Annotated in this window: 15 protein-coding genes; 9 read left to right on the top strand and 6 right to left on the bottom strand. The window is 69.6% G+C overall.

Annotated elements, in window-relative coordinates:
- Positions 1-11: 11 nt before the first annotated feature.
- Positions 12-1,196 carry a transcriptional regulator gene (locus DMP23_RS23320; RefSeq protein ID WP_337824439.1) on the bottom strand — a complete coding sequence of 395 codons (1,185 nt, stop codon included), beginning with the start codon at positions 1,194-1,196 and terminating at the stop codon, positions 12-14.
- A 161-nt stretch (positions 1,197-1,357) separates the two neighbouring features.
- On the opposite strand from DMP23_RS23320, the gene DMP23_RS23315 reads away from it, so the two are divergent.
- Positions 1,358-3,175 carry a flavin-containing monooxygenase gene (locus tag DMP23_RS23315; protein WP_134663155.1) on the top strand — a complete coding sequence of 606 codons (1,818 nt, stop codon included), beginning with the start codon at positions 1,358-1,360 and terminating at the stop codon, positions 3,173-3,175.
- A 34-nt stretch (positions 3,176-3,209) separates the two neighbouring features.
- On the opposite strand, the gene DMP23_RS23310 is transcribed toward DMP23_RS23315, so the two are convergent.
- The gene (locus tag DMP23_RS23310; protein ID WP_337822506.1) at positions 3,210-3,842 is read right to left on the bottom strand and encodes a TetR/AcrR family transcriptional regulator C-terminal domain-containing protein; all 633 of its coding nucleotides are present in this window, start codon (positions 3,840-3,842) and stop codon (positions 3,210-3,212) included.
- A gap of 71 nt (positions 3,843-3,913) precedes the next feature.
- Between DMP23_RS23310 and DMP23_RS23305 the strand changes: the two genes are divergently transcribed.
- Both DMP23_RS23305 and DMP23_RS23300 read left to right on the top strand, forming a co-directional pair.
- Positions 3,914-4,789: an alpha/beta hydrolase gene (locus tag DMP23_RS23305; protein ID WP_337822505.1), complete on the top strand. Its 876-nt coding sequence runs from the start codon at positions 3,914-3,916 to the stop codon at positions 4,787-4,789.
- Positions 4,790-4,798: 9 nt separating this feature from the next.
- Complete coding sequence (locus DMP23_RS23300) at positions 4,799-6,301, top strand: class I adenylate-forming enzyme family protein (RefSeq protein ID WP_337822504.1); 1,503 nt, start codon at positions 4,799-4,801, stop codon at positions 6,299-6,301.
- A gap of 3 nt (positions 6,302-6,304) precedes the next feature.
- Here the strand turns inward: DMP23_RS23300 and DMP23_RS23295 are convergent, their stop codons facing one another.
- Complete coding sequence (locus DMP23_RS23295) at positions 6,305-7,714, bottom strand: aminotransferase-like domain-containing protein (protein WP_337822503.1); 1,410 nt, start codon at positions 7,712-7,714, stop codon at positions 6,305-6,307.
- Between DMP23_RS23295 and DMP23_RS23290 the strand changes: the two genes are divergently transcribed.
- Positions 7,713-8,633 (top strand): DMT family transporter, encoded by a 921-nt coding sequence (locus DMP23_RS23290; RefSeq protein WP_337822502.1) that lies wholly within the window; start codon positions 7,713-7,715, stop codon positions 8,631-8,633. The genes DMP23_RS23295 and DMP23_RS23290 overlap by 2 nt on opposite strands.
- Here the strand turns inward: DMP23_RS23290 and DMP23_RS23285 are convergent.
- Positions 8,630-9,451: an ankyrin repeat domain-containing protein gene (locus DMP23_RS23285; RefSeq protein WP_337822501.1), complete on the bottom strand. Its 822-nt coding sequence runs from the start codon at positions 9,449-9,451 to the stop codon at positions 8,630-8,632. The genes DMP23_RS23290 and DMP23_RS23285 overlap by 4 nt on opposite strands.
- 18 nt (positions 9,452-9,469) lie before the next feature.
- Complete coding sequence (locus tag DMP23_RS23280) at positions 9,470-11,713, bottom strand: helix-turn-helix domain-containing protein (RefSeq protein WP_337822500.1); 2,244 nt, start codon at positions 11,711-11,713, stop codon at positions 9,470-9,472.
- A 146-nt stretch (positions 11,714-11,859) separates the two neighbouring features.
- Between DMP23_RS23280 and DMP23_RS23275 the strand changes: the two genes are divergently transcribed.
- From DMP23_RS23275 to DMP23_RS23255, 5 genes are all read left to right on the top strand, one after another.
- Positions 11,860-12,099: a hypothetical protein gene (locus DMP23_RS23275; RefSeq protein ID WP_337822499.1), complete on the top strand. Its 240-nt coding sequence runs from the start codon at positions 11,860-11,862 to the stop codon at positions 12,097-12,099.
- A 32-nt stretch (positions 12,100-12,131) separates the two neighbouring features.
- On the top strand, positions 12,132-13,292 hold the full coding sequence (locus DMP23_RS23270; RefSeq protein WP_337822498.1) for a serine hydrolase domain-containing protein: 1,161 nt from the start codon (positions 12,132-12,134) through the stop codon (positions 13,290-13,292).
- A 23-nt stretch (positions 13,293-13,315) separates the two neighbouring features.
- Complete coding sequence (locus tag DMP23_RS23265) at positions 13,316-14,167, top strand: hypothetical protein (RefSeq protein WP_337822497.1); 852 nt, start codon at positions 13,316-13,318, stop codon at positions 14,165-14,167.
- Between the two features lie 23 nt (positions 14,168-14,190).
- Positions 14,191-15,276: an alpha/beta hydrolase gene (locus DMP23_RS23260; protein ID WP_337822496.1), complete on the top strand. Its 1,086-nt coding sequence runs from the start codon at positions 14,191-14,193 to the stop codon at positions 15,274-15,276.
- A 107-nt stretch (positions 15,277-15,383) separates the two neighbouring features.
- Positions 15,384-16,277 carry an NADP-dependent oxidoreductase gene (locus DMP23_RS23255; RefSeq protein ID WP_337822495.1) on the top strand — a complete coding sequence of 298 codons (894 nt, stop codon included), beginning with the start codon at positions 15,384-15,386 and terminating at the stop codon, positions 16,275-16,277.
- Positions 16,278-16,284: 7 nt separating this feature from the next.
- Here the strand turns inward: DMP23_RS23255 and DMP23_RS23250 are convergent, their stop codons facing one another.
- Positions 16,285-16,941, bottom strand: a complete 657-nt coding sequence (locus DMP23_RS23250; protein WP_337822494.1) for a GDSL-type esterase/lipase family protein — start codon at positions 16,939-16,941, stop codon at positions 16,285-16,287.
- Position 16,942 lies beyond the last annotated feature (1 nt).

Genomic DNA, 16,942 nt, shown 5'->3' with positions numbered 1-16,942 from the left:
GACTTCGCTGGTCACTGTCCTGCGTGGACAGTCATGCGCACGCCTTCGGCCAGGCGGTAGGGGCGGGTGTCGACGATGGCGCCGAGCAGGCGGCGCAGGCGCGACACCTCGGCGCGGACGGTGACCAGGTGTTCGGCGTCTCCGTAGAGGGCGTGGCTGAGCGCGACCGCCGACAGGCCGTCGCGGCCGGCCTTTTCCAGGCGGACCAGGATTTCCGCGTGGCGTTTGGTGATCGGGCGGCGCCAGCCGGTGTCGCCTGCTTGGAGGCTCAGCAGGGGTGCGGGCGTGAGGTCCAGGTCGAGCCGGACGGTGCGGGCGGTGTCGGCGGGGCGGACGAGCCAGCCGTCGGCTACGGGTTCGGGGAGGCAGGCTCCGAGGCCGGGGACGGCGACGACCTGGCCCGCTTGGGGGGCGGCGATGCGTTCGCCCGCGGAGACGCCGACGCTGTGCGCGACCCAGCCGTCCTCGTCGACGACCAGGGCGGGGCCGGAGGAGAGGACAGGTTCAGCCATTTGGCGCAGTCGTTCGAGGCGCTGGCGGTGGGTGCGCCACAGTTGCGATTCGGCCAGCCGCTTGCCGGTTTCGACGAGGGCTCCGATGGCGGGGTGGAGGGTGAGCGCGGGGCCGCTGACGTCGATGACGCCGAGCAGTTCGCCGGTGCGCGGGTCGTGGATGGGCGAGGCGGTGCAGTACCACGGGTGCTGGTTCTGTTCGAAGTGTTCGCCGGCGAGCAGTTCGATCGGGGCGGCTTCGGCCAGGGCGGTGCCGATCGCGTTCGTGCCGACGCGGGATTCGGTCCATTCGGAGCCTTCGGTGAAGCCCAGCGTGTCCGCCTTGCGCCGGATGGCGGACGAGCCTTCGCGCCACAGGATGATGCCGTCGGCGTCGGTGACTACCAGCAGCATGTGCGCGGAATCGGAGGTCGCGCCGACGACCTGGCGGAGGTCTTCGATGACGTGCCGCAGCGGGGAGCCGTGCCTGCGGCGTTCGATCTCGTCGCCGGGCACCGAATCGCGGGCGTTCATCCCGTCGGCGGTGAGGCCGAGGCTCAGCACGCGGGACCAGGAACGCGAGACCAGCGGACGCGGCGGCACCGCGGGACGGCTGCCGCCGATGACGGCCTCGTGCATGCGGACCAGGTCGCGGGCGTGGGTGGGCAGGTTGCGGCCCGGAGGCACCGCACTGTGCACCACCACAGTCACCTCCCGCACCGTCGCGCTAGCCGCCCAGCGTAGGTGACCTGCGCCGATGTTTCCACGTACCGGGCGCGTGCAACACGCTGCAACCCTTGCCGCGCCCTGCGCCGGAGGAGTGTGATCGGCGCTACACCCACGACAGCGACGTCCGAGGAGTAGCGATGACACAGACAGTCGACCGGATCGCGGAGGCGAGCACGCCGCAGGCCCGGGTCGAGGACTGGCTGGCCCGGTTCGAGGCCGCGCTGGCCGCTCGCGACATCGAGGCTGCCTCGGCGTTGTTCGCCGTCGATTCCTATTGGCGCGACTTGGTTTCGTTCACGTGGAACCTCAAGACCGTCGAGGGCCGCGACGGGATCGCCGGCCTCCTCGGCGGCTGTCTGGAGACGACCGATCCGAGCGGCTTCCGCACGAGCGAACCGGCCACCGAGGCCGGCGGGGTCACCGAGGCGTGGATCGAGTTCGAGACCGCCGCCGGACGCGCGAAAGGGCATCTGCGGCTGAAGGAAGAAGGCGCGTGGACGCTGCTCACCAGCCTGCGCGAGCTGAAGGGCTTCGAGGAGTCGCAGCGCGAACGGCGGCCCAAGGGCGTCGAGCACGGCGTGGTCCGCGGCCGCCGGTCGTGGGCGGAGAAGCGGGCCGAGGAGCAGGAGACGCTCGGCTACGGCCGGCAGCCCTACGTCGTGGTGATCGGCGGCGGGCAGGGCGGGATCGCGCTCGGCGCCCGGCTGCGCCAGCTCGGCGTGCCGTCGCTGGTGGTGGAGCGCAACGACCGGCCCGGCGATTCGTGGCGCAAGCGGTACAAGAACCTCTGCCTGCACGACCCGGTCTGGTACGACCACCTGCCTTACCTGCCGTTCCCGGAGAACTGGCCGGTGTTCGCGCCGAAGGACAAGATCGCCGACTGGCTCGAGATGTACACGAAGCTGATGGAGGTGCCGTACTGGACGCGTTCGGCGGTCACCTCCGCGGTGTGGGACGACGACGCGAAGCAGTGGCACGTCACGGTCGACCGCGACGGCGAGCAGGTGGTTCTCACGCCGCGGCACGTCGTGTTCGCGACCGGGATGTCCGGCAAGCCGAATCTGCCGTCGTTCCCCGGCATGGACGAGTTCGAGGGCGACCAGCACCACTCGTCGCAGCACCCCGGACCGGACGCGTACGCGGGCAAGAAGGCGGTTGTCGTCGGCTCGAACAACTCGGCGCACGACATCTGCGCGGCGCTGTGGGAGCACGGCGCGGACGTGACGATGGTGCAGCGTTCGTCCACGCACATCGTGAAGTCGGATTCGCTGATGGACCTCGGCCTCGGCGACCTGTACTCGGAGCGTGCGCTCGCCGCGGGCGTCACCACCGAGAAGGCCGACCTGATCTTCGCGTCGATCCCGTACCGGATCATGCCGGAGTTCCAGATCCCGGTGTACCAGGCGATCCACGAGCGCGACAAGGACTTCTACGCCCGGCTCGAGGCGGCGGGCTTCAAGCACGACTGGGGCGACGACGGCTCCGGCCTGTTCATGAAGTACCTGCGCCGCGGCTCCGGCTACTACATCGACGTGGGCGCGTCGGAACTGGTCGCCAACGGCAGCATCAAGCTCGCGCACGGCCAGGTCGACCACCTGACCGCGAACTCGGTGGTGCTGTCAGACGGCACGGAGCTGGAAGCCGACGTGGTCGTCTACGCGACCGGCTACGGCTCGATGAACGGCTGGGTCGCCGACCTGGTCGGCCAGGAGACCGCGGACAAGGTCGGCAAATGCTGGGGACTGGGCTCGGAAACGACGAAGGACCCGGGCCCGTGGGAGGGCGAGCAGCGCAACATGTGGAAGCCCACCCAGCAGGAGGGATTGTGGTTCCACGGCGGGAATCTGCACCAGTCGCGGCATTACTCGCTGTATCTGGCGCTGCAGTTGAAGGCGCGCTTCGAAGGGCTTGAGACGCCGGTGTACGGGCTGCAGGACGTGCATCACCTGTCTTGAGCCCGGGAGAAAACCCGGTGGCTGCCTCGGGCGGTCACCGGGTTTTTTCGTGCAGGCCAGCCAAAAGCACGCGCATTCCGTCGGTGAACTCGGTTTCCGGATCGCTTCGCGCGGCGGCTTCGGCGATCTCCCGGAGCCCGGCGAACTCGTCGTGATCCAGTTCCGCGATCCGGTCGGCGGTCTCGGCGGAGCCCGCGTCGCGCGACAGGGGACCGGCCAGTTCGGCCTGGGCGAAGCCGGCCACGAAGGCGGACACCGTGCGGAACGCGACCAGCAGCTCGGCTCCGGATCGTCCGCTGCGGGCCAGTGCCCGGACCAGGGCCTCGGCGGGCCGCAGGGTCGGCAGGTCGAAGCTGCGGCGGGTCAGGATCAGCGGGATGGCGTGCGGATGCGCCCGCACCGCCCGCCACATTCCCTCGGCGACAGCGTGGACGTCGGCGCGCCAGTCGTCGGAGGGATCCGGCCAGGTCGCCGACGCCATCACCGCTTCCGTGACGAGGTGTTCCAGCCCGTCCCGGCCGTCGACGTAGTTGTAGATCGTCATCGGCCCGGTGCCGAGTTCGGTCGCGAGGCTGCGCATGGTCAGGCCGTCCAGCCCGGCGGCGTCGACCAGTGCGAGCGCGGCGGCCTGCAGCCGTTCGCGCGTGAACTTCCGCGGTGCGGGCATGCTTCTCCTTGATTAAGTACAAGGTACGTGTTTAGGCTAGGTTCACGTACAACGTACTTGATGGAGGGATCGTGCGCACTGCTTTCCGTTCCGGTCGCGACCAGTGCGCGGCCTGGCTGACCCTCCCGGACGGGGCGGGGCCGCATCCGGCCGTCGTGCTCGTGCACGGCGGCGGCGCGACCCACGAGATGATGCTCGGCCAGTACGAAACCTGGTTCTCCGCGGCGGGTTTCGCCGTGCTGGCGTTCGATTTCCGGCACCTCGGCGAGTCCGGCGGCGAGCCCCGGCAGCTGGTCAGCCAGCGCCGGTACGCCGAGGACGTCGACGCGGCGCTGGCATTCGCCCGCTCCCGGCCGGAGATCGACGCGAGCCGGATCGCGTTGTGGGGCACGTCGTTCGGGTCTAGTCACGTGCTCGCCGCGGCGGCGCGGCATCCGTCGGTGGCCGCGGCGGTCGTGCAGTGTCCGGTGTTCAGCGGCCGCGCCGTCGTCGCGCGAGCGGGGCTGCGGCACCTCGCGCGGTTCACCGGGCCGATCGTGTCGGACCTGGTGCGCTCCGCCTTGCGGCTGCCGCGCCGGTACGTTCCGCTGGTCGGCCGCCCGGGCGAGCTGGCCTTCGTGAATCAGCCCGGCGCGTTGGCGGGCTGGGAATCGGTGACGCCCGACGGCTATGAGTTCGACAACCGGATCACCGCCGCATCCGGGCTGGACATGGTGTTCTACAACGCCGCCGCGCAGGCCTCGCGGGTGCGGTGCCCGCTGCTGATCTGTGCTTGCGACCGCGAGAACCTCATCGATCCGTCGATCGCCGCCGCGGTGGCCGAGGACGCGCCGCGCGCCGTGCTGAAGCACTACGATGCGGATCACTTCACCGTCTACCATCCGCCTGTGGTCGAAAAGGTCGTCGCGGATCAGCTCGACTTCCTCGCCGTCCACCTGACCCAGTGAGGACGAGCGATGACGCGTATCCACGACCTGCTCCGCACCGCCCCGGCGGACGCTGTCGGCTGGACGGCCGGGTCCCGGGACCTCCGGTTCGGCGAGATGGACGCCTGGTCGGACCGGATCGCGGCCGATTTCCTGCGGCGGGGCGTGCGGCGCGGCGACCGGATCGCGGTCAACGGGCGCACCACGCCGGAATGGCTGGCGGTCTACTTCGCCGCGGCGAAGATCGGCGCCGTGGTCGTCGGATTGAGCCCTCGGTACCGGGAAACCGAATTCGCGCACATCCTGAACGATTCCGGCGCGCGTCTTGTGGTGACCGAACCTTCGGCGGGCGACGTCGATTTCCTTGCCCTGCTGGGAAACCTCGCGCTGCCGGGCGTTTCCGCGGCGACTTTCGCCGAAGTGGGCACTGCGGAGCCGGACGCCGACGCGCTGGCTGCTGCCTCGGCGGCAGTCGAGAAGGACGATCCGGTGATGATCATCTACACCTCCGGCACCACCGGTCGTCCCAAAGGCGCGACGCTGACGCATCGCGGCCAGCTGGCGTCCGCCGCCGCGGAAGCCGATCATCTGCAGTTGAGTGCCGACGACGTGTTGCCGGTCGCCGTTCCGCTGAACCACGTCAGCGGCATCACTTGCTGCATTCTGTCCGCGTTGGTCGCGCGCAGCCGGACAGTGCTGTTGCCGTCCTTCGACGCCGGTGCCGCCGCTGATCTGTTCCGGACGGCTGGCCTCACGATGTGGGTCGGTGTGCCGACGATGCACACGCTGCTGCTGAACCACGAGCGTTTCGCCGGTGTGGACACTTCGGCGATCCGCGTGGTCGTCACCGGTGGTGCGAACGCGGAACCTGCTTTGCTGCAACGCCTTACGGTTGCGTTCCCGAAGGCGACCGTGATGAATTTGTACGGGCTGAGCGAGGTGTCCGGTGCGGTGGTGATGACGCCGTGGAATGCCAGCACGGAAGCGACTGAACGCTCGATCGGCGTCCCTTTCCCCGGTGTGGAAGCAAAAATCGCGTCCCCGTCCGGAGAAGCCTTGCCGACTGGCGAGACCGGCGAATTGCTGTTCCGGACCCCGTCGATCATGGCTGGCTACCACAATCTGCCGGAGGAAACCGCCGCGGCGGTCGACGCGGACTGCTGGCTGCACACCGGCGACATGGCCCGCGCGGACGAGGACGGTTACCTGACGCTGCACGGCCGTGCCAAGGACATGTTCGTCCAAGGCGGATTCAACATTTACCCGGTCGAGGTGGAGAACGTCCTCGCCGCGCATCCCGGGGTGCTGCTGGCGGCCGGGGTCGGCGTGCCCGATCCGGTGCTGGGGGAGATCGGTCGGTATTACGTTGTCCCGGCAAAGGATTCGGCCATCACTGAGGCGGAGCTGAAGGAGTACTGCGCGGCGCAGGTGGCGGATTACAAGGTCCCGCGCCAGATCGTGCTCCGCGACAGCCTGCCGCTGACGCCGTCCGGGAAGGTGCAGAAAGCGGCGCTGCGCGCGGAAAACGGCTAGCGGTCAGACGTTCGCCTCGACCGCTTCTTGAATCACCCGCGCGGCGTCGGCGAACGCGTCCGGATTCGGCCCGGCGTAGTTGAGCCGGATGAAGCGTCCGGTCGGCTCGGCGGGGAACCATTCGTCGCCAGGGCCGATCACCACGCCGGCGGACTCGCAATCGCGGACCACGCGCGGCAGGTCGACCGTGCCGGGCAGCCGCGCCCAGAGGTTCAACCCGCCCTGCGGCACGGATTCCACTTGCACCGCGGGCGCGTGTTCGCGGAGACCGGCGAGCAGGAGGTCGCGGCGGGTCTTGAGCTGGTGCCGGACCCGGCGCAGGTGGGTGCGCCAGGCGGGCTGGGTCACGACGTCGAGCGCGACGGTCTGCAGCACCGTGCTGACGTACATCGATTCCGCCAGCGTGTCGACGAGAATCCGGTCGCGTGCCGGGCCGCGGGCGATCAGCGCGGCGACGCGGATCGCGGGGGAGACGCTCTTGGTGAGCGAGCGGAGGTAGACCACGTGGCCGTCGTCGTCGCGGCCCGCGAGCGGCTGCGGTTCCGCGGTGATGCCGAAATCGTGCGCGGAATCGTCCTCGATCAGGAAAGCGCCGTGCCGGCGGACGGTGTCGAGGACGCGGTCGGCGAGGTCGGGCTGCCACAGCGCGCCGGTCGGGCTGGCGAAGCTGGGCTGCGCGTAGAACGCCCGCGCGCCGGTTTGCTCGAACGTCCGGTCCAGCGCGTCGGGATCGGGTCCGTTCGGGCCGCTCGGCACCGGAACCACCGCGACGCCCGCTTTCGTCGCCGCGAGGATCGCGCCCCAGTACGTCGGGGATTCCAGCAGCAGCGGCTGCCCCGGCCCGACCAACGCGCGGAAGGCGGTGACCAGTCCGCTCTGGCTGCCCGGGGTGATCACGACGTCTCGCGGGTTCACCGGCGCGATCCCGGCCGGGGTCGCCGAGCGCAGTTCCGCGGCGAACCAGGCCTGCAGTTCGGGAACGCCCGCGGTCGGCGGCCGTCCGACCAGCGCCGCCGTCCGCGCGGCCCGGGAGAACGCGCTCCGGACGAGCCGCTCCGGCAGCAGCTCCGGGTCGAGGTATCCCGAATGAAGCGCTACTGTGCCCGTGGAGACCGATTGCAGCGACGCGGGCTGTTTGAGCGGCCCGTGCCCCGGGGTGCCGAGCGCCGCGGTCTGCCAGCCGTAGTCGCCGGACCCGGTGGCGGGCGCGGCGCGGACGAACGTGCCGACTCCCGGCAAACTCTCCACCAGTCCCTGGGAAGACAGGCTGCGCAGTGCTTTCTGGACCGTTACCGGACTGGCCGAATACCGCGCGACCAGCTCCCGCGACGAGGGCAGCTTCGCGCCCGCCGGGGCGGTGGCGATCCACTCGCGCAGTGTCGAAGCGATCCGGGAACTGCTATCGTCGGACATGAAACTGAAGGATAGCGCTACTCTCACCGCGGCACCGGCGCTACCCCGGGCCGGTCTCTGGTGGGGCCTGCTCGGTGTCGTGGCGTTCTCGTTCACCGTGCCGTTCACCCGGGTCGCGGTGGAAAACGGCGGCCTCTCGGCGATGTTCATTGGTTCCGGGCGGGCAGTGGTCGCCGCGGTGCTCGCGAGCGTCGCGCTGATCGCCACCAAACAACGCTTCCCGCGCGGCACGCAATGGTTTCGACTCGCCGTCGTCGCGGGCGGAGTGGTGATCGGCTTCCCGATGCTGACCTCGTACGCCCTCACCACAGCCTCCGCCAGCCACGGCGCCGTCGTCATCGCGCTGCTCCCCGCCGCGACGGCAGTAGTGGCGGTGCTCCGCACGCGCGAACGCCCACCCGCGACCTTCTGGGCCCTGGCCGCCGTCGGTGCCGTCGCGGCGATCGGCTTCGCCGTCCTGCAAGGCGGCGGCCTCAGCGGACTCCAATGGTCGGACGCGCTTTTCTTCGGCGCGGTACTGGCCGCCGCGGTGGGCTACGCAGAAGGCGGATTGCTCGCGCGGGAATTGGGCGCCTGGCAAACGGTTTCGTGGGCGCCGGTGGTCGCCTCGCCGTTGATGGTCGCGTTGACCGTCGTGTCGGTGGCGAACCACCCTCCACATGCGACAGTGGGCGAGTGGGCCGCTTTCGCCTATCTGGCGGTGGTGAGCATGTATCTGGGCTTCTTCGCGTGGTACCGGGGGCTGGGACTCGGGCCGATGACCCGGGTCAGCCAGGTGCAGTTGGTGCAGCCAGTGCTGAATCTGGCGTGGGCAGCGGTCTTCCTCGGCGAGGAACTGACCTGGCAGACCATGCTGGGCGGGCTGGCGGTGATCGTCTGCGCGGGGAGCGCGGTTCGGGTGCGGACTGCGCGGGGTTAGGCCCAGGCGGCCTGGTGACCGAACGGTTGTCGACGGGATGTAGTCCTGCGTACGCGAAGCAGTAGGCGAGTGCGTGGCCTTCGTAGAGGGCGGACAGCAGTACGCCCTGGTTGCCGCTCGTGGGGTTGGCGTACATGCCGTAGCAGGTCGTCCCTGCGGACAAACGCCTTGGTGACGCCGGGCATCTGCGGCGCGTAACCCCACGGCTGCGCGAGCACACACCCGCCGGGCACGTCGGTGGCCCACAGGGTGTGGACGACCGCGGGATCGAACGGGTCTTCCAGCATCTCGTCGTAGTCGCCGTCGACAACCTCGGCGTCGAGTCTGCGCACCGCTTCCGCGACGTCGACGCCCGCGACGCAGACGATGCCCAGCCCCTCGTAGTACGGATCGCCGAGCGCGCCGACCAGCCGACGGCTCTCCTCGACGGTCGCGATTTCCTCCTGCGTCAGCGAAAGTCCCGCGTCCGGCAGCTCCGGCACAGGGCTCGTGAGGCTCAGCCGGGCCGGTGACCAGCCCGACATCATCTCCAGCAACGGATCCGCGCCCGCGGCGACCAGGACGCGGGCATTGTCCGACCGGTGCGCGGCCACCGCCCGCCACAGCGCGGTGCGGCCGTACGACATCGCGTCCACGTCGTCCACCCAGCGCGCCAGTTCGGCCACGACCTCCGCGGAGCCGTACTTGGCCTCGGCGTGCAGTGGCGGGTCGTGAAGAAAACCGACGTTCGGGTCAGCACCCTCGTCCAACCGGGCCCGCACCTTGCCGAGATCCGTCCAGCTTTGCCAGCCGAACCCTCGCCACCCCTCGTCGCTCATGCCGAGCAGCATGTCGGATCAGGCGCGATACGCGCGACCGAGGTGATCCTGAAGCCGCGCATGGCGAAACTGGTAAACCGCCCCCGCCTGTCGCAGCACCCCGCGCTGGTACGCGTCGTCCAGAAACGCCGGTACCGCCCAAGGCAGACGGCCGGTCAGCGGCAGCCAGATGCGCGCCAGCAGCACCCACTGTCCCCAAGCCGTGAACGCCAGTGCATACGAGAGCCCGCCCCCGAGACCTCCGACGGCACCGATCAGCAGGCCCGACGACAGCGGCCACCGGAGCGGACCCAACGGACCCTGGAGAAGCTCCACCAGCAACGCACCACCGAAAGCGATCGAGAGAGCGACCGTCGGCACCAGAATGAGCAACTGCCGCAACGCTGTCGTGCGATTCGTGGCCAGCAGACCGAGCGGGGTGGCGGCCGAGCCGACGTCCAGCGGGATTTCCAGCGCTGCCATCAGCCCGAACACCAGTCCGGCCGCGAGCCCGAAGATGAGCCCGTAAACGAGCGTGGGCACGAGCATTTTCTCGGCGAGCGACTTGCCGTCCGGCGGAAAACCGAAGAGCAGGCCGTGCAAAGCCGTGTTGACCGGGCCGTATCCGAGGCCGATCACGAACCCGCCGAGCAGGGCGGCGCCGAGCCGGGCGGTGTAAGCGCGGAAGAACTGCCTGCCGGTCCGATGTCGTCCGCGCAGCCGGATCTGGACGCGCGACGGTTCGATTTTCCGGCCGCCGCACACGATCATCAGGCCGTGGACCAGCCCGAACGCCAGGCCGACCATCGGGCCGATCAGGAGTCCGTCCATCAACCCCGCGCGGAAGGTGAACGCGGTGCCGCGGTCGATGAGGTCGAGGGGGACGAAGACGAGCCAGTTCAGCACGGCGATAGCGAGCGTCGAAGCCATGACGAGAGCGAGGATTCGCGACGACCGGCGCAGCGAAGCGCCCAGCTGCCACCACGCCAGATCGTGCTCGTCGAGGTGGCCGACGTGCTGGGCCAGATAGCCCAGCCACCGCTGGGCGCGTTCGGGATCCCAGCTCCGGGCCGGGCGGGCGACGTGCGGGGGCCGGTGCTGGTAGACGGTCGGCACGAAGCTGGCGAGCAGGTGGTCTTCCAGCGCGTCCGAGGTCGGGAACCGGGCGGTGTCCAGCAAAACCGCCGGGTCCCGGCCGTCGCGGTAGACGGTTCGCGCGAGGACCACCATCAACGGTGTGCTCAGCGCGGTCGCCAAGGGTCCGTCCGGGCAATTGCGCAGTTCGGCGAGCACTGGGTCCCACCGGTCTCCGGCGCGGGAAGTCGTGCGGGGCAAGTAGTTGGCGACGTCGGCCGGGGTGAGGTCGAGCAGTTCCACGCCCGCGGTCGAGGTCGGCACATCCGTCGCGGCGACCGCGGTCGCGTACTCGGCGGGACGGCTGGTCAGCAGGAACGGCAGTGACGTGGCGCTGAGCGCGGCGAGTGCGGCGGCGTGCAATCCGGCGGCGATCTCGTCGAATCCGTCCAGAACCGGGAGGACGCACCCGGTTTCGACCAGCTCGGCGGCCAGCGGACCGGTCAGGCCGGGGTAATCGGGGTAGTCCTGCGGCAGGCGTTCGATCAGCCAATCCCGCAGCGTGCGGGCCGTCGGGTCCCACGAGCTGACGTTGAAGATCGTCGGCACCGGTTCGGCGGCGGTGCGCGTGCGGAGAAAGCCCAGCACGAACCGCAGTGTCAGGATTGTCTTCCCGGAACCGGCCTGGCCGAGGACCGTCAGGCGTCCGGACGGGATCCGCCGGTAGACGTTCGCGATGTCGTCCAGTTCGCCGTTCAAGTCCAGCGGTTCCGCGGTGCCGCCCGGCCGGACGCCGCGGATGTTGTCCCAGCGATCGGTCAGCCGCGGCGAAGCCGGCTGCCATCGCACCGGCAGCGGGAAAGGATCGTGGACGCGGCGCTGTTCTTCCTCGCGTTGCCAGCGAGAAGCGACCACCCGCGCGAACTGGTCCGCGGCGTCGGACAGCGCGCTCCGGATCCGCGGCGGCTCGGCCTCTTCCGGTGCGGGGGAGACGCCGAACTCGGCCAGCAGCGCGCGCCGTTCGGCCGTCGTGGTTCCCAGTGCGTCGGCCAGAAGTTTCACGGTGCCCATCCGCGGATCGATGGGTCTGCCGTTCTCGAGCCGCCGGATCGTGCTGACGCTCACCCCGGAACGCTCCGCCAACTGCTCTTGGGTCAACCCCGTCTGACGCCGCATTTCGCGCAGCAGAACGCCGGCCCGGCTCGTCACCGCGGAGACCCCTCACTATGCGCCCGCTTACCCCGGAACGAGCTTACCGCGCCGGCCGGTCATGCCTGACCGGCTTGTGCTCTGGTGCGGTGACCTGCGCGAACCCCACGATGATCGGGATCGGGTCACCTCGGCATCGGAGAGACATGGCCGCCGACTTCCGGTACTGGTGCGGCGAATGCGGCTACCGGACACCTTGGCTCACGCAGTCGCAGAGCGCGGAACAGCGAGCTCGGCATTACGCCCGGTGCCATCCCGGCGTTCCGCCAAGGGGGCAGGCGGAGCGCCGGCGGTCGAACAGCGGCGGGGTCGGCTGCTTGGTGCTGGTGGGCGTGCTGCTGCTGATCGTCGTGGCGGTGGCCGTCTGCCGGTACACGGCCAGGTAGTTCCGGAACCCTTTGAGCGAAGGAGAGAGTTTGTGCGCAGACTGAGACAGGCGGTTTCGATTCTGGCGAGCGCGGCTGTCGCCGTGGCGCTGGCCGCACCGGCGTCCGCGGCCGATGCCCACGCCGACACCCAGACTGTTCTCAACGGCTACCAAGCCCACGCCGGACCAGGCGCGGCCGTTTACGCGGGCAACGCGTCCGGGTCGTGGCATCTGTCGACGGGCAGCGCCACGATCACCGGCGCCGCGCGTCCCCTGGGGCCGGACGAGCATTTCCGCATCGCCAGCCAGACCAAGACCTTCACCGCCGCAGTCGTCCTGCAGTTGGTCGACGAGGGCAAGGTCGCGCTCGACGCGCCGATCGAGCGCTACCTGCCCGGCCTCGTCGACGGCAACGGCTACGACGGCAATCGGATCACCGTCCGGCAGCTCCTTCAGCACACCGCCGGAATCCCCGCCCCGGATGTCGTGGCGTGGGCGCAGAAAGCCGCCGGGCTGGTCAAACCGGACGGCAGCATCGGCCTGCACGATCTGGTCCAGGTCGGGCTGCGGAACTTCCCGCCCGCGTCCGCGCCCGGCACCAGCGTGCTCTACTCCAACCTGGGCTACCTGATCAACGGGCTGCTGATCGAGCAGGTCACCGGGATGTCCGTCGGCGACGCGATCACCACCCGGGTCATCGACCGGCTCGGACTGGCCCAGACCAGCTTCCCGCGCGCGGGCGACCGGTCCCTTCCCGCGCCGTACCTCCCCGGCTACCGCGGAGTCCGGGCGGGCCCGTTCTTCTTCTGGACCGAGACGACCTCGGCCCCAGTGATCTCCGAACCGTCGATCGAAAGCTCGGCCGGAGCGATCGTCTCGACACTGACGGATATGTCGAAGTTCTACCGAGCCCTGCTCGACGGCAAGGTCGTCTCGCCTGCCGCGCTGGCCGAGATGCGCCGGACGATCCAGGTCCCGGTGCACGATCCGGCCTACGTCGGCCTGGGCCTCGGACTGCAGGCCATCACGCTGTCCTGCGGCGGCGAAGCCTGGTTCCACAACGGCCTCGCGGCGTCCGGCTACACCTCGTGGACCGCGGCGACCGACGACGGCCGGTACGCCTCGATGATGACCAACGCGTGGGAGGAGACGAGTATCCGGCCCTCGCCTCTCGACGTGATCGACTCCGCTCTCTGCGGCAGCAGGCAGTGAACCCTACGAATCAAGGAGCGTGCGTGCGCACCCGACGTTTCCTCGCCGCGATCGCGGCGGTCGTCCTCGTGGTCACTGGGGCGGCCAGCGCCTCGGCCGAACCCGCCAAACGGGTCTTCAACTCGATGCAGATCCTGTTCGATCTCAACACCCCCGATCATTTCTGCACGATCGGCGCGGTCGGCACCGACAAGTACGACCGGAAGATCGCCGTGTCCGCGGGGCACTGCCTGGTGGACGCCCCCGGACAGCACTACTCCGACCGGGATATCCCGGAGAACATCGCACCGGTCTACGACCGCAACGACACCGGATTCGGCCCGATCGGCTACGTCCGGTACTTCAAGAACCGCGAGGGCTCGATGACGGGCCACCCGACGAAGGACTACATGATCATCGAGCTGGTGCCGTCGGTGACGCCGTCCTCGCAAGGGCCGTACCTCAAGCAGACCGGCGAACTCGAAGTCTCCGACGGGCAGCCCAGCCCGAACGCGCTCAATCCGTCGCTGAACAACGAACGCCTCCTCGGCGCCGCGCTGAACAACACCAACGAACTCGTGGTGTCGGGTCAGCTCGGCGTCTGGTACGGCCGCGTCACCAGCAACGCCAACGGCGTCTACCAGTCCTGGGCCAAGCACCAGGCGAACGACTCCGGCGGCCCGGCGATCTGGCACGTGCCCGGCACCGAATATCCCGGACAGGGCAACAACTTCCAGGCGGCCGGCCCGTGGGCGGGCATCACCAAGGCGATCATCCTCGGCGTCCCGCAGTACGTCTACACCAGTTCGGCGAACATCCTCGCCGACCTGCGCGCCCGCGACGCCGCGCACCCCGGCACCTATGGCGCCGGTTTCCACGTGACCCAGAACCCGTGACCCCGCGACCAGGGAAAGTGACCATGAGACTGTTGCTCAAGCGCGCACTGGTGTCCGCCGCGGCGGCGATGCTGGCCTTCACCAGCCCGGCCGTGCACGCCGACACCCCGGCCCTGCCGACCTTGACCGACGGCTTCGGCCTCACCCAGGTCGGGACCGCGCAGGGCACCCCCACCAACTTCGTCCTCACCGTGACGACCCCGGCGGTCGCGGGACAGCACCACATCCGCGTCATCGTCCCGAGCAGCTACTACGCCGACACCACCACGCGCTACCCGGTGTTCTACTTCCTGCACGGCGTCGGCGACGATCCGAGCAACCCGTACCTGGCCTATCCCGCGATGCTGGCCAGCCAGAAGATGATCACCGTGATCCCGGACGGCGGGCTCCGCGGCTGGTACACCGACTGGGTCCGCCAGGACACCGCGGCCGGGGCGCAGAAGTGGGAAACCTTCCATCTCGACCAGGTGATCCCGTTCATCGACGCCAACTTCCGCACCGTCGCGGCCAAATCGGGCCGGGCCGTCGGCGGGCTGTCCATGGGCGGGTTCGGCGCACTGCACTACGCCGAGGACCGTCCGGAGTTGTTCGCCCAGACCGTTTCGCTGTCCGGCGCGATCGACTTCAACCTGTACTGGGTCCGCACGGCGATCCGGGGCACGTTGTCCAACGTCGGGTTCGCCATGTCGGGCACGTCGGGCTCCGGCGAGGGCGCCGGCGGCAGCGGGTTCGGCCCGGCGGTGCCGACCGACTCCGCGTTCGGCTCGCTCAACGAGGCGGGCGACATGTCCGCGGCGCTGTCCCACGGCCCGGTCGTGAACGCCGGGAAACTCGCCGGCGTCGGCGTTTCGCTCTACACCGGGTCCGGCAACGGCAACCCGATCAACGTGCTGCTCGACGAACCGGCGTTCGCCGAGTCGGTCACCGAGGCCGCCCAGCAGAACCTGAAGGCGGCGCTGGACAAGGCCGGACACCCTTACTACGCCGTGGATTACGGCAACGGCAAGACCTGGGGACCGAACTGCCAAGGCAAGCACACGGCCGGCTGCTGGGGGCAGGACCTGGTGGACTACCTGCTGCGGCTGGAGCGGGCTTTCGCCGCCGCGTGAGGAAATGCTGGGGGTGCCCCGGACGGATCCGCTCCGTCCGGGGCCCTTGCGATCGAATATAACACTAACCGTTGCAAAACACTAACCGTTGTTGTTAAGTTGGCGGCATGAAAGCAGTGCGCTTCGCCGCCTATGGCGGCCCCGAAGTCCTTGAGTTGGACGAAGTCCCCGAACCCCACGCCGGACCCGGCCAGATCCGCGTCGCCGTGCGGGCGGCCGGCGTGAACCCGCACGATTGGCGCACTCGCGAGGGCCAGTTCCAGCGGATCCGCCCGATCGAACTGCCCTCCGGCGTCGGCCAGGACGCCTCCGGCGTGGTCGACGAGATCGGCGAAGGCGTCACCGGCATCGCGGTCGGGGACCCGGTGCTGGGCCGAGGCTCGAATACCTACGCCGAGTTCGCCGTGCTGCATTCCTGGGCGCCGTTGCCGTCCGGGCTGACCTTCGCCGAAGCCGCCGGATACCCGTCGGTGGTCGAGACCGCGCTCCGCGTCCTCCGGCTGGTGGGTGTCCAAACCGGACAGACGCTGCTGGTGAGCGGCGCCGCGGGCGGAGTCGGGTCGGCGGTGCTGCAGGTCGCCCGGGACCGGGGAATCAAGGTGATCGGCACGGCCAGCGCCGCGAATCAGGATTACCTGCGCAGCCTGGACGCCATCGCGACCACCTACGGCGAGGGCTGGGTCGACCGGGTGCGCCAGCTCGGCCAGGTCGACGCCGCCCTCGACCTCAACGGCACCGGGGTGATCCGCGGCCTGCTCGACCTGACCGGGGACCCGGACAAGGTGATCACGATCGCCGATCTGGAAGCCCCGATGCTGGGCATCCGGTTCGCCGGGACAGGCGGGAACATGCAGGAAGCCCTCGCGGAGACCGTCGACCTGATCGAGCGCGGCAAACTCCACATCCCGGTCGACAAGTCCTACCCGCTGGCCGAAGCTTCGGCGGCGCACGCGGACAGCCAGGCAGGACACACCCGTGGACGGCGGGTTCTGCTGGTCTGACTATCGCTCAACCGGCGATGCGCCGCACCTCGCCCGCGATCACCCGGGCGAACCGTTCGTGCGAAGCCACGCTGAAGTGCGTCCCGTCAGCTCCCGTCTCAGCCACGGTGGCCGCGTCGACAAACGTCGCGCCGCGCGCCGCCGCGAGTTTCGCGAGCGATCCGGCCAGTTGTAGCGCTTTCGCGGCCGATGTCGCGTCGTAGAAGGCTCCGTTGACGGCCGCGAAGTCCGGCGCGGTCACGTCGATGTGCGGCGGCGACACCAACACAACCTCCGGCGCGCGTCCGGCATCCGTCCTCCCGTGCGCGGCCACGTCGTCCAGCAGCCCGGCGATCGCGGCGACCACTTCCGCTGCCGTTCGCCCGAACTGGATCTTCAGGTCGTTGGTGCCGAGCATCAGCACGACGACGTCGATCGGGTTGTGGCTCAGCAACGCGGGCAGGAGGTAGGTGCGTCCGTTGCGGCCCGGCCGGTTCATCGATTCCGGGTAGTCGAGGTCGGTGGTCCGGCCGCCGAGGCCCTCCTCGAGCACGTGGTGTCCGCTGCCGAGGAGGGCCGCCAGCTGGCCGGTCCACCGGAGGTCCGCGGGCCACCGTCCCTTGTCCGTTTCCTCGGAACGCTGGCCGTAGGTGTTGGAATCGCCGTAGCAGAGCACGCTGATCATG

The sequence above is a fragment of the Amycolatopsis sp. A1MSW2902 genome (assembly GCF_017312175.1).
In the GTDB taxonomy this organism is placed as follows: Bacteria; Actinomycetota; Actinomycetes; order Mycobacteriales; family Pseudonocardiaceae; genus Amycolatopsis; species Amycolatopsis nivea.
The sequence above is the reverse complement of the archived record's forward strand: the minus strand, read 5'-3'. Positions and strand labels throughout refer to the sequence as shown.